The organism is Enterococcus sp. NPDC086594 (assembly GCF_044746145.1).
Lineage (GTDB): Bacteria > Bacillota > Bacilli > Lactobacillales > Enterococcaceae > Enterococcus_D > Enterococcus_D entomosocium.
This window is the reverse complement of sequence record NZ_JBIVBP010000006.1, coordinates 75,632-88,230: the sequence shown is the minus strand read 5'-3', so window position 1 is coordinate 88,230 and position 12,599 is coordinate 75,632. Positions and strand designations below refer to the sequence as shown.

The window sequence follows — 12,599 nt, the reverse complement described above, 5'->3', positions numbered from 1 at the left end:
AGCCTTAACCCTCGGGGCTAAAGCTATCATACACGATTCAATTTTAAAAATAAATACCTCAAAGTATCATGAATTAATTTCGTAATTAATAAAAATTTTTGTTAAATTAATTTTAAACCTCCTGTCAAGAAACGTCAAGTGTTATATGACAAACTGTGTCAAACAAGGTTTATAAAAATTGCAAACGTTCTACGTTTGCCGATAAAAAGCTTGAAATAACTGCTAAAATGGAGGAATAAAAATGCCAAATTATCAAATTAAAGACGGAATTCAATCCTATGAAGCAATGAATGCACAAGAGCATTTATTAGCTGCGACAGCCGACCAATTATCGAACAAAGAACTCATTGAACTTGCTTTAGAGTTGTCACCAATTGAAGCTGCTGAAGTCGCTCTTACAATCAACAATGTCCAAGAAATCACATGGTTGATTGATGATATCGATAAGCCTAATTCTGTTCAGATGCAAGCAATGTTCGAACTTTGTCGTCGTTATTGTCTGAGTTCATTAAAAAAGAGCGCTCCAATCGCTTCATCATTTGAACTAGCACAAAGATTAATTGGTGAAATGAATCATTTGACACAAGAGAACTTTCTCTTGCTCACTCTTGATACAAAAAATAAGCTGATTAAACAGCACACTTTATTCATTGGAACATTAAATCAAGCAATTGTTCATCCGCGAGATATTTTTCGACAAGCTTTACTAGATAATGCTGCGCGTATAATTTGTGTGCACAATCATCCTAGCGGTCATCCCGCACCCAGCACAAATGATCATGCTGTAACAAAGAGAATAAATATTGTCGGTCAAGAAATAGGAATCCCTTTATTAGATCATCTGATTATCGGTGACAATCATTATTTCTCATATGCCGAAGAAACAGATTATTTGCAATAGCACTCTGTTTATCCGCATAATAAAATAACGACAAAAAAAGAGATGTCAAAGAAAAATGATCCGTTCAAAAGATTCTATCGAAATCATCAATGTTTCTTTAACAAAATCTTTTTCCAACTTTTTTTCCGACCTTTACCTAGTGGGCCCTCGGTATACATTAATTAATGATGATAGATGATTTTGGGCCCACCTGTTCGTGATAACAACAAGTGGTTTTGGCGAACGAGGGCCCTCTGGGCCCTCATGAATGCGTTGCATTCAATTTCTTAATCGCTTAACCCCTTGTAACAACTATAGTTCATTAATGAGGACCCATCTCCTGTAATATCGAGGGGACACTCAACAAGAGCATAAGGAGTGAGTATGACAAAAATTATCTGCGATGATTTTTGCCACTCAGCATAGCTGAGCCCACTCGTTTATTTTTTTGTCTGGCTAGAAGTAAAAACAGAAATTTATCCGACGCCTATCCCTCTGAAAAAAAAACACTTATTTCTTTATATAACAAGTATAACTTATTTTGACAAACTCATTCACTGACTTTTTTTATTTCTACATAGTTGCAGGCAAACAGCGCAAGACGAGATTGTTTTGCGTTTAGTTTGTTACTTTGTTTTACTAAAAAATTAAGTTGTCTGACATCATAAAAATATTTTTCCTCATCATAGATATCTTTTGAATAGATGCGGTTATCTTTTAAATTCTCATTGATCGTGGTTTGCAAAAGGTTTCTAGCGTAGTTATGACCAATCATTGTTTCTTCTGTATACTCATCTATTGTTAACAACTCTTCTAATAAACTGATAAATTCTTCCGAAGTCAATAAGGAATGGACATAGTCAGATGTTAAATCCTTCATAACATTATTGCTTGAAAAATGTTCGGTTCGGCAATCAAACAACTGGGATTGAAAAAAATCACAAAATCTTTTACCATGCCTTTCCCAAACTTCATTAAAAGCTTTAATAAAAAGTGGGAAACGAATCTCTAACCAGCCAATAGCTAAATCTCCATATTGACCTCTATTTAATAAAAGTTGTGTCGGTGCTTGCTTATATTCATCCAGTTGCTGACTCAAGTTCAACAAACTATCAAAAAAATCCATTGAGTAATCCAAATTTCCAAACAGTAGTTTTAAGAACAAGTTAGAACTTTTCTCAAATTCATGTTCATACTCTGATGCCAATAATTGATAATCTCTTCTATTTGTTTTATTGAAGAAGAATGGATATTCCTCATGCAGATAATCACTGATTCTTGCTACGATTTTTTTCGTTTTCGCTCTATTATGTCCAATAAATACTATTGTTGCTTCTTCTTTTAAGGATTGATTAGTCAAATTAAGCATTGAGGTTCGTATAAATTCGGACTCATCTTCAATCGGATCAACAAAAAAAGGATGCCACTGTTGATTCGTTTTTGTATTACTTACCCCGTTCATAAGTAAAGACAATAAAATTAATTTGATTAATCGCATACGTTCTTCATATTCACCAAATAACAGTTTTGTGCGGCTTATTTTAAATATCTTTTGAAATAAATCAATTTGCGTCTCTGAAAGTAAATAAGGATTTTTCCCCTCAATATTTCTACCGTTTTCAATGAGAGAAAGGCGCTGTCTATCCATAAACAATCCTTCTCCTTTCAACATTTCAATAAAATCGGCTTGTGCTTGTCCTATTACATTTTTCCGATAAAATCGAACCCGATTTCCGATACTTTTATACAAGTAATAATGAAAATTGATCATTGCTTCTCCTTTATGAATGTAGTAGATTTTTCTTTTTTTTCCACTAAAATTATACCACCCCTCACTTTTTTTGCTAGCTTATAGTGTTCTTATAGCAAGAACTTTTTGTTCTGCTATTAGAATTCACTATAACTAAAGAGAGGAGTACCTTGTATGAAAAATCCAAAAAACGAATCCTTGATTCTGGGACAATATTTGAATCAAAAGACATTAATGAAAGAATTGCACATTGGATTTGATACATTAAAAGATTTGCATGATCAAGGACTGCAACCTATCATTATTGGTCGTCAGCGTCTCTATGATGTAGAAGAGCTAAAGCAAGTGCTAACAACTCTAAAATTGAATTAATCCAATTGCTTTTGCCACCGTCTGTTTGTTATGAAAAGAGGTGAAATGATGTCAGCCATCTACGAGCAATACGACAAACGAAAACAAAAATTGTGGCGATTTAAATGCTATTTAGGCAAGAATGAATTTGGAAAAGATGTTCGTACTACTCGTAGTGGCTACAAAACAAAAAAAGAAGCGCAACAAGCCTACAGACAACTCCAGATGAATTTCGATAACAAATTGCATCGTCAAAGCGGTCATATGACTTTTGAACATCTTTATGATGAGTTTTTGGAAAGTTATCGTAATAAAGTCAAACCATCAACAATTATGATTTTACGCCGAGCAATTGAAGATCATGCACTACCTTATATTGGCAAAAAGAAAATCAGTGATATCACCGTTCGTTTTTGTACACGTCTGAATGACGAATGGATAGCAGCTGGATTCAAGCAAGCTTATTACTTTAGAAGAGCTGTCGCTCAAATACTTCAATATGGGGTGCAACAGGAATTGATCCTTGAAAATGCTATGCGTAAAACCGCACCAATTAAAAGAACTGAAATTGATGAAAATTTGGTAGCAACAGAAACGATCACTGTTTACACACCGAAAGAATTATCAGAGTTCTTATCTTGCTGTCACTTACATGGAAACTTGAAGATTGAAACTTATTTTCGCGTCCTTGCTTATACAGGTGCTCGAAAATCAGAAATTCTCGCACTAGAATGGCAAGACATCGATTTTGATACAAATAAACTAACGATTAGTAAAACTCTTGCGGAAGTTGAACAGAACCCAACAACTAAAAAAACGAAAGTTGTTAGTCATCGAGCGAAAACAAGTGCAGGGAAAAGAACAATCTCTCTTGACTGGCAAACCTTACAACTTTTAAAAAGCTGGCAACAACGTCAAAAAAAGGAGCTTTCTATACTAGGTTTAAGCCATCAAAGCAATAAACAGCTAATCTTCCCCAATCGCTCAAATAACTTTTGTCGTCCTGGCCAACCAAATGATTGGTATGATATGATCGCTAATAAATATCAGCTTGAAAAACGGATAACTCTTCATGAATTTAGAAAAACTCACGTTTCCTTGTGCGCAATGGCAGACATGAAACTAGAGGATATTATGTATCGTGTTGGCCATAAAGATTCAAAAATGACAAAACAAGTCTACAACTATTTTTATCCAGAACGAGAAGAACGAAGTGCTGATAAATTTGCTCAATTTATTGAGCAAGAAAAAGATTTGTTTTAATCATTTTCATAAATTTTTGGATATAAAATAGGCTAGTACCACTGAATAAAGTGATACTAGCCTATTTGTCTCATCAAATTTCTACCAACTCAACGAGAACAAACTACCAAAATGGTATGCTTACCTATTTTTCTTTTGATGCACTAACTTATTGCTTGTAGTAAACTAGTTAAACCAAAAAACATTTCAAGGAGTGATTTAATGTCCAAATTGAATCAAACATACGAAAATTATTTACAACAACCAGAAGCGTTATCTTTTACTGAAATGACCACTATCTATCAAGAAATATTGAAAAATGTTGATATGAATGATAAGGATTTTATCGAAATTTGGGAAGAGTTAATGGGTGCTGCTATTCGTTATACAGTCATTCGTGCAGAATGGCCTCAATTTTCTAGGGAACAAAAACTGGAAAAAGATCCCGAACGAACGAATATTCACAATACCATTATCGACCAGTTCATCCTATTGGAACGCATCTTTCAATTAAAGCATTGGGACAGTCATTCTTGGACATCACGCTTATTTTTACAAGAAGAACAAGAACAACGTACAAGAAGTGATGTGAATGACCACCGACAACGGATTGGCGATTTCGCGAATTACTTGGTGTTTGTTTCAGCGGTTAATGGACGATAGATATGAAAGTCACGATTTGATAAATTCTCATCATAGTAGATTATCAATATTTTTTTCTAACGCCTACTATGATAGGAGCATATCATTTGATTATCAGTTCTTATACATTTTCTTTAATAGCTTTTTACGTCTGTTTTTTATTTGTTCCATCATTAAATTCTCCGTCAGAGGAGATATTTGATCAAATTTCTTTTGACATCTTCTAGCATAGGAAATGAAGTTTCCAAATTTACTCCCTTTACTATCCCTTACACCCACATCAAAAAAATATCTATAAATATGCCTTTTACCAATTAGATAACTCGATCTCTTAATTCGACTTTTTTCTCTAGCAGCTCTGATTGCTTTATCAGCTTTTCTATAAAATTTTGAAACACTTTTTTGTCTCATCTTTACTTGACTTCCATCAAATACAAATCCCAAGTAATCCAATTTTGATTTTACTAGACTTGATGTACTATTTTTATTTGACTCAAACAAATATACTGTATCATTTGTAAAAAGATACTTCTCTGTTTTATTTCTCTCAATTTTTAACTTAGTGACCTCGGATGCGTATTGCAGAATCTCTCGAACAATTTCAAGAAAAATATCCTTAGAGGTTGTACTAAAGGGCAGTATCAAAATGAAATCATCCGCATATCTTAAATATTTCCCACCATATTTGGATGATAATTTATTTAACCAATCGTCAAAATCTATCATATATATATTTGATAGCAAAGCACTTATTGGGGTTCCTTGAGGAATTCCAAAACTGTTAGTATTTTTACATACATGACCATCTGCTTTAAAATTTCTAAATTCTTCCCACGTATCAAAATAAGATTTTAAACCATTCTTATATTGTTCTTTTTCTGAACCGAATAAATCATTTAAATCTTTTTGTTCAACCCAAGAAAAACTAGTTATTGTTTTAAAAATTTTAAACCAATCTTCTTCCAATGTGCTCATACTTAAGACTTCTTTTAATTTGCACTTTAAATATTCATGATCCAAAGTATCAAAAAATTTTTCAAAATCTCCTAAAAAAATATAACAGCCATCATTACTTCTTTTGATAAAATCTATTGCTTCAGCCGCATAGTCTATGTTTGATTTACCTTTTCCAACCCTATAAGCAACAACATTATCATCAATTCCTCTTATTTCTGCTACTTTTTCATAATCCTTGTTTAGACAATCTGCGTAGTATCTGTAGATGCAAGAATCTAAATGTGAAGCTCTGTAAAGTTCCCGCGGTTTGATTTTGACAGGCCTGCTCCCTACATCGTTAACCTTATATTTTACTAACACCTTTTTTTTGTGTATAAAAGGAAAAAAACCATGCTTAACAATCCTTTTTGGATCTTCTACATAGTCTTTTACGGAATTATATCTTGTTCTATAGTCAAAATGAAGATAAGATTTTGTGATAAAGTCTTTCAAACCTACATCTCCTTTTTATTTCTTGGATGAGGAAAAGTACCATTTAGGGCCAATGGGATACTACTTTTCCTGCACACAAACCTTACAAGTGGTATATTTCTATACTCACAGCGCCCAAAGAACATCAAACTGTTCCTGTATAATATTGGTAAAGTCATTGGATTAACGAAAGGAGCTGAGACGGCTATGAAACTGTTCAGACTTATGTCAACTTTGGACCACACAGACCTATTACTTATTGTAATATTGCTGGTGCTTGACTTTAGCAAACATTATCCCTCTATAACTACATATAGAGCAGACTAATTTTATCATATCTCATCTGATTTGTCATCGTGACAAAAAAACATACATACCTTTTAATATATTAGATTGAAATTCACTATATTCAATCTATTACAAAGAAAAATGCAATAAAATCTATTGGCTTAATCTGAAGCCATATTTATTTCATATTACTACGTATTTTTTCAGGAATCATCACCACTTCAGTTGCCAAATCGATTGTTTTGTATGTAGAATCTATGCATTCATCCCAATATTCTAAATGTTTTTATCAATCCAACTCTCAGAATCCTCAACAGAAATTCCACCTTCTCCTTGTATTGAATACCAGTACAAAAATTCTTCCCCGTTGAGCTGTTCTCTAAAAATTGTCTCAACTTCTATCCTACATCCACTATCTAAGTTTATATTTGTATCTCTTATTAGGTCAATAACTTTTCTAACATGTTTATCATTAGTACAAATTATTTTTTTCATCCTGAGAAAACGACATGTATTTTGCGACAACGGATCATAGAAAATCTATTCCATCTATTGTTGTTAAATAACCAGTCGTTATATCAGAAAATCGATTTGGCCGCTCAAAAAAATTTAAGAGAGCAACTTCTCTATTATTTAGAGCTACAAGCACGAAAGAACAATGCAGCACACTTCAGCATCCCTATCTCACGTCAGGAGTTAGCTGAATATCTCGGCGTTGATCGAAGCGCTCTTTCCAGAGAACTCGCAAAGATGAAAAACGATCGGTTGATTGATTACAGAAAAAATACCTTTAGCTTATTAGAATAGCTGTTATCCAAAAAAATAACAGTGACCTTTCTTAACCTAAAAAGGGGGACTGATTGTCAATAAGGACTGATGAATTGAATAAAGTAAATATCTACTTTATCAAATCAGATATGCTTTATAGCTTTATACACCGAACCCACTGGTAAATATGGGATACAGCGTTTGTTAGACACGTAACTATTTTGCTCTTAACTATAAAATTATTAAAGCAGAAACAACTATTTGGTTTTCTACTTGAATCTTAGAACCAGTATATGAAGCATTTAACAAAATTATTTCTGATTTACCTACTGGATTCATCAAAAGAAGGATATCAAACAGCTTCTAAAGCAAGTGGTTTTATCAACATAGTCTGAAAGTAGATTGCTGAAAAGCCAATGACTCTCTAGATGAACTGGTTAAAATGACTATTAGTTTTGTTGATCTTGTTTTGAACTGGTCCAATAAGGATAAGCTTTGAATAATTTTGAATAAAATCTTAATATGCAAAAAACTTATAGCGAAAACGTCGAAATACCAGTAGAAATAAATTCTTTCTGTCAATATTTTTTCGGAATGGACAATATTCCCAAATCTTGGCTAAATTGTTAAACTTATGTCCCTCTATCAATAAAAAACAAGTTTTGATTTATTTTCTGAACCAGGTTCCCACAACTCCATACTTGCTCGAATGTCATTTCTTTTTTCTGTGACATTGTCCATTACAAATTGAGCAGGGGCACGTCTCGTAATTTGAGCGCCTAAAAACGGTTCTCCCTTAGGACTTGCCATATAGTCCTTTCGTGTCCCATTATAGAGCTAAGTCATGCGCATATATGTGTAATCCAAATCACTTACTTCTAGTGCTTCTACACCTCGATTATGCGCGACTGATCCTCCATCATACGACTATTCCATACGGCAAACGGTTCTGCAACTTCACCATACACGCTAAGTACACCTGCTTGAATGATTCGTTTCACACCCGTTTTATGCATCGCATCGATCACAATCTCTGTTACTTTTTTATTATCAAAATTCATATAAATAACCTCTTGGTTTTCCATAACCTTGATCAACTCAGGTAAATTTCCAGCATCTCCAGAAACCTTTGTTACGTTTGTATAAGACAAGTCAGCGGCATGACGTCCAAATAAAGTTAAATGTAAATCAGGTTGCTCTTGCAAAAGCGGGATTAATACCTGTGGAATCTGACCACCAGCACCAATAATTAGGATATTTTTGCTCATTTTTCTGTCTCCAACATCCGATTCATAAACCATTCTACTTGTTGGGGTGCATCATGATCAAAGAACGCAGATTCTTCCCTATCTAAAGCCGCTATCTTTTTAATATCTTCTTTTGAAAGCTCAAAATCAAAAATATCAATGTTTTCAGCCATTCGTTCGGGACGAACTGATTTTGCTAAAGCAACAATCCCTCTTTGCATTAACCAACGTAATACAACTTGTCCTACTGTCTTTCCGTATTGTTTACCGATTTCTGCTAATACAGGATTGGTAAATAGTTCGTGACGACCTTCTGCAAATGGTGCCCAAGCTTCCACTTGTATGCCATATTTTCCATGCCATTCTTGATCTTCCACTCGTTGATTCCAAGGATTTACTTCGATTTGATTGATTTGAGGTTTCACCTCATTCAACCCAACAAACTCGATCATCTTAGCTGATTTGAAATTTGAAATCCCAATGGCACGTAATTTCCCTGCTTTTTGAGCAGCAACCATTGATCGCCATGCACCATAAATATCTCCATATGGTTGATGAATAAGATAAAGATCAAGATAATCCACTCCCATAACTTTAAGAGAATGTTCAATCGTTTCCGCAGCTTTTTCTTCTGGTGCTTGAAGGATAAACAATTTAGAGGTAACAAAAAGTTCTTCTCGAGTGACTAGCCCTTCATTGATTGCACGTTTGATTCCTTCACCTGTTTCTTTTTCATTTCCGTAAATAGAAGCTGTATCAATCAAACGGTAGCCTGTTTTAATTGCTTGATAGACCGCCTCAGCTGTTTCTTCCAAAGGAATTTGATAAACCCCGAATCCTAGTTGCGGCATTGTGACACCATTATTCAGTTTGATTGTTTGCATAGTGTTTTCCTCCTCTAACTTTCTTTACATGTTCTATCCTATACCTTGGAGTTAAGTCCATAGCAAGAAAAAAGTTTTATTTTTTTCGTTCCCATAGTTTTTCAACTTTATCAGGCTCCCATGCACCGGCTTTAAATTTTGCGATGTGCTCATCATACGTTTCGATCTTATAAATAAGTAAAGCTCGGACTTCCTGCATTTCCGCTAATTTTTTGTCTAATTCTTCTAATTGATCAGATAAAATTTGTTTCTGCGCTTTTTCTACATTCTGTGTTTCACGTAATTGAGCTAGTTGAGCAAAATCAATTAAAGATTCGATCGATAATCCAGCATTTCGTAAGTTTTTTGCTAAATAAATCCAATTCAAATCATTTGTAGTATAATCTCGGTAGCCACTCTCGTTGCGGTGAACGGGTGGTATAACACCAACACGCTCATAATAGCGCAATGTGTCTACGCTCAAATCAAACATTTCCGCTGCTTTTTTTATATTCATCAAATCTCCTCCTCATTCCTCTTATTTATAATAATCCTTGAAGTTAACTCTAAGGCAAGCAGAAAACTCTTCTCCCTAAAATAATAAACAAAATAACTACTTGTATTTCGTAAACACTTAAAAACATTCATTTAAAAGATTTAGCAATAGATCAAATTAGTTGAATATAATTTTTCATATTCTAATGTTTATTAAGTAAGAATAATGTTAAAATAAAAAAACGAAGAGTACTCGGCGCAGTCCAGAAAAACTTCCCCAAGTTTTCTGTGCCGGTACTCTTCTTAGATTAATGCATGTTGCTTATTCAGCCTACGTTATAATTTCTTTTTTTGCAAGCAATTAAGGTGTTGAACCAATACTTAGGAATCCCTTATGTTTTTTCTATTTTTACATTTGGCTTCTTTTAAGTGCTATACTGGACAAGTACCATGAAAGTAGGTGTTCAAATATGAATACTAATTTTTATCCAGTGGAAGTTTTTAGTTCGGACTACCGTTTATATTCATCAAAAGCAAAAACAAGTTTATATGATTTTCAATCGAGACCACCTTTGATCACGTCATTTGCTGTTTTAAATTTGAAAGAGTTGCGCAATATTCAACTCAAATTATTTATTTACGATATTGATATCGAAAAATTTTCTACTTTAGAGGAAGCTAAATCTAGATGTAACTCTCTTATGTATAAATAATTTAACTAGCTGATCATAGCTAGTTTTTTTTATCTGTATCTAATTAACTATATGTTCACCCTTCATCTGCTTGATAAAAAGAAATATTTATCGCTACACTTATGGCGGCGGTTTTAGAAGTTTATAGATTATCGAATGATACGGAAATATCTTCCATCTGCTATGGGTGAATCAGATAAAATATATTTCTGGATGGTTCCTTTAAAAAGTTTTTCTCCTTCACAGCAACTTTTTAAAGAAGGATACATTTTTTTAGAACCATCCAGATAATAAACATTGATTCCCTGAATCTGATTATAATTAATCGGAGAACGTCGTGTACAAGAAAGTTGATCTCCTAGATATTTCACCTGATTAACAATCCTTGGATCATTAAGCCAATTTTTGTTAAGTTTCAATTTTACGATTAACTGATGAATAGCTTCTTTTTTCATTTTATTCCTCCACTTAAACCAATCATCTATCTAGTTTACATATACATAGTACGTCATCAAAAAACTCAAACTATTCTTCATTGATTTCAGTTACCCATTAAATTTTTATAATTTATAACTGTTCTTTCTGTAGTATTCGTCACTTCTAAATTTGAAAGGGTTACAACTGCCGAATTACTGAGTAGCTTTATAATTGTTCCAGCTACTTGTTTTTTTCTATATCTAAATATGACCTGTTGATCTATATGAAAAGCTTGACCTTCTATTGAAAGTTGTTGTGGTTTCCATTGTGAAAAACTCATTCTTACCCCTCCTTTGAAGTATGAAAAAACCCGCCTCACACATGTTGAGACGGGTTAAAAGACACTTTTATGCTTTGTAGATATTAGCAGCTTGCAAGCCACGTTGACCTTCTTCAGTATCAAAAGTAACTGCTTGACCTTCATCTAAAGATTTAAATCCATCCGCTTGAATCGCAGAAAAATGAGCAAAGACATCTTGTCCATTCTCTCCGGTTATAAAACCAAAACCTTTGTCTGCATTAAACCATTTTACTGTACCTTTATTCATACTGTTTCCTCCTAGTGCATCTTTAAAAATGCGTTTTGTTGCAATAATTATTTGATAAGCAAAAGGAGAGTATAAATGGAAGCATAGCACTCTTAATACGTTTCAAAGGTTATCACTACAAGTAGTATACCACACAAACCCTTATGTTGCAAATTTACATAAATATATTATTTTTTCATAAACATTTCACCCATGATACACTATTTTATATTTTATGTGCTATACTATCTATATAGAATTTCGCTATGAACGTTATCGTTACCTTTCGTCACTATTTGAGAGAGGAGAATGTATTATGACATTCACTAACAAAACGATTGATTATCGTGTTACTTTGGACACTAACTTAAACTTATTTATTGTTTTTTCTAAAAACGATGAAACCAAAGTCGCAACTGGTACAACAATTGAAAATGCGCTACATGAATTAGAAAAACTTGCATAAGGAGTGAAATTCTCTAATGACCAAGCTCTATTCATACTAAAGGCAGCTATTCCTTCTTATAGGTAGCTGCCTTTTTCATTTTGTATGCGCAAATTTGTCAAAAATGATTTCCATTGTTTCTAGTGTATCGATATCCATCTGACATAACCAAAGCAATACCGTCTTTTCTTTCTCTGTCCAAGTGATTTTGGGATAGGCGGATACAAGTTTGTCATAACGCATACGTTGGTCGCTTGATGCCGATAGCCAGTGTTGTTCAAAGCGTTCATTTTCTTCCATATCGATCCCTCCAAAATAAAGATCAACCATACACCCAGCTAACCAATCTATTTAATTAATGATTCTAGCGTGCCTTTTTCATTATTCCTAAATTGATAAGCAGATCTTGATTCTTCCGATTTTTGTAGTGCTGTTCAAATTCACTTGATTATTTTTGATCACTCGTGAATAATCAGCTTAAATCATTTATTATGAACACAAGTT

Annotated in this window: 16 protein-coding genes and 1 pseudogene; 6 read left to right on the top strand and 11 right to left on the bottom strand. The window is 33.5% G+C overall.

The features are described 5' to 3' along the window. The first annotated feature begins 241 nt into the window (after positions 1-241). Complete coding sequence (locus ACIPK1_RS10695; RefSeq protein WP_231477818.1) at positions 242-901, top strand: RadC family protein; 660 nt, start codon at positions 242-244, stop codon at positions 899-901. Between the two features lie 529 nt (positions 902-1,430). Here the strand turns inward: ACIPK1_RS10695 and ACIPK1_RS10690 are convergent. After that, positions 1,431-2,651 (bottom strand): hypothetical protein, encoded by a 1,221-nt coding sequence (locus ACIPK1_RS10690; protein ID WP_400450823.1) that lies wholly within the window; start codon positions 2,649-2,651, stop codon positions 1,431-1,433. Between the two features lie 153 nt (positions 2,652-2,804). Between ACIPK1_RS10690 and ACIPK1_RS10685 the strand changes: the two genes are divergently transcribed. From ACIPK1_RS10685 to ACIPK1_RS10675, 3 genes are all read left to right on the top strand, one after another. Next, positions 2,805-3,002, top strand: a complete 198-nt coding sequence (locus tag ACIPK1_RS10685; RefSeq protein WP_400450821.1) for a hypothetical protein — start codon at positions 2,805-2,807, stop codon at positions 3,000-3,002. A gap of 48 nt (positions 3,003-3,050) precedes the next feature. Next, entirely contained in the window at positions 3,051-4,244 is a 1,194-nt protein-coding gene (locus tag ACIPK1_RS10680; protein WP_400450819.1) for a tyrosine-type recombinase/integrase, read from the top strand. A 201-nt stretch (positions 4,245-4,445) separates the two neighbouring features. Then, a complete protein-coding gene (locus tag ACIPK1_RS10675; RefSeq protein ID WP_400450817.1) occupies positions 4,446-4,886 on the top strand; it encodes a hypothetical protein in 441 nt (146 codons plus the stop codon). A gap of 93 nt (positions 4,887-4,979) precedes the next feature. On the opposite strand, the gene ACIPK1_RS10670 is transcribed toward ACIPK1_RS10675, so the two are convergent. Both ACIPK1_RS10670 and ACIPK1_RS10665 read right to left on the bottom strand, forming a co-directional pair. Continuing rightward, positions 4,980-6,314 carry a reverse transcriptase/maturase family protein gene (locus ACIPK1_RS10670; protein WP_400450815.1) on the bottom strand — a complete coding sequence of 445 codons (1,335 nt, stop codon included), beginning with the start codon at positions 6,312-6,314 and terminating at the stop codon, positions 4,980-4,982. 445 nt (positions 6,315-6,759) lie between these two features. Next, positions 6,760-7,076, bottom strand: a pseudogene (locus tag ACIPK1_RS10665) (DUF6176 family protein). On the opposite strand from ACIPK1_RS10665, the gene ACIPK1_RS10660 reads away from it, so the two are divergent. Further along, positions 7,044-7,388 (top strand): Crp/Fnr family transcriptional regulator, encoded by a 345-nt coding sequence (locus ACIPK1_RS10660; protein ID WP_400450813.1) that lies wholly within the window; start codon positions 7,044-7,046, stop codon positions 7,386-7,388. The pseudogene ACIPK1_RS10665 and the gene ACIPK1_RS10660 sit on opposite strands and share 33 nt — an antisense overlap. A 606-nt stretch (positions 7,389-7,994) precedes the next feature. Here the strand turns inward: ACIPK1_RS10660 and ACIPK1_RS10655 are convergent. The 7 genes from ACIPK1_RS10655 to ACIPK1_RS10625 all read right to left on the bottom strand — a co-directional run bounded on the left by ACIPK1_RS10655 (position 7,995) and on the right by ACIPK1_RS10625 (position 11,671). Then, complete coding sequence (locus tag ACIPK1_RS10655; protein ID WP_258185864.1) at positions 7,995-8,159, bottom strand: hypothetical protein; 165 nt, start codon at positions 8,157-8,159, stop codon at positions 7,995-7,997. 77 nt (positions 8,160-8,236) lie between these two features. Next, positions 8,237-8,617: an NAD(P)H-binding protein gene (locus ACIPK1_RS10650; protein ID WP_400450811.1), complete on the bottom strand. Its 381-nt coding sequence runs from the start codon at positions 8,615-8,617 to the stop codon at positions 8,237-8,239. Continuing rightward, positions 8,614-9,480 carry an aldo/keto reductase gene (locus ACIPK1_RS10645; RefSeq protein ID WP_400450810.1) on the bottom strand — a complete coding sequence of 289 codons (867 nt, stop codon included), beginning with the start codon at positions 9,478-9,480 and terminating at the stop codon, positions 8,614-8,616. The genes ACIPK1_RS10650 and ACIPK1_RS10645 overlap by 4 nt, the downstream gene beginning before the upstream one ends. A 76-nt stretch (positions 9,481-9,556) precedes the next feature. Further along, entirely contained in the window at positions 9,557-9,976 is a 420-nt protein-coding gene (locus ACIPK1_RS10640; protein WP_400450809.1) for a MerR family transcriptional regulator, read from the bottom strand. Positions 9,977-10,795: 819 nt separating this feature from the next. After that, positions 10,796-11,101 carry a hypothetical protein gene (locus ACIPK1_RS10635; protein WP_400450807.1) on the bottom strand — a complete coding sequence of 102 codons (306 nt, stop codon included), beginning with the start codon at positions 11,099-11,101 and terminating at the stop codon, positions 10,796-10,798. Positions 11,102-11,187: 86 nt separating this feature from the next. Further along, a complete protein-coding gene (locus ACIPK1_RS10630) occupies positions 11,188-11,403 on the bottom strand; it encodes a DUF2187 domain-containing protein (RefSeq protein ID WP_074934834.1) in 216 nt (71 codons plus the stop codon). Between the two features lie 67 nt (positions 11,404-11,470). Then, positions 11,471-11,671, bottom strand: coding sequence for a cold-shock protein (locus ACIPK1_RS10625; protein ID WP_042890045.1), 201 nt, complete (start codon positions 11,669-11,671; stop codon positions 11,471-11,473). Positions 11,672-11,966: 295 nt separating this feature from the next. Between ACIPK1_RS10625 and ACIPK1_RS10620 the strand changes: the two genes are divergently transcribed. Next, positions 11,967-12,116, top strand: coding sequence for a hypothetical protein (locus ACIPK1_RS10620; RefSeq protein WP_016612421.1), 150 nt, complete (start codon positions 11,967-11,969; stop codon positions 12,114-12,116). 75 nt (positions 12,117-12,191) lie between these two features. Here ACIPK1_RS10620 and ACIPK1_RS10615 read toward each other — a convergent pair whose 3' ends face one another. Then, the gene (locus tag ACIPK1_RS10615; RefSeq protein ID WP_061054526.1) at positions 12,192-12,395 is read right to left on the bottom strand and encodes a hypothetical protein; all 204 of its coding nucleotides are present in this window, start codon (positions 12,393-12,395) and stop codon (positions 12,192-12,194) included. Between the last annotated feature and the right edge of the window lie 204 nt (positions 12,396-12,599).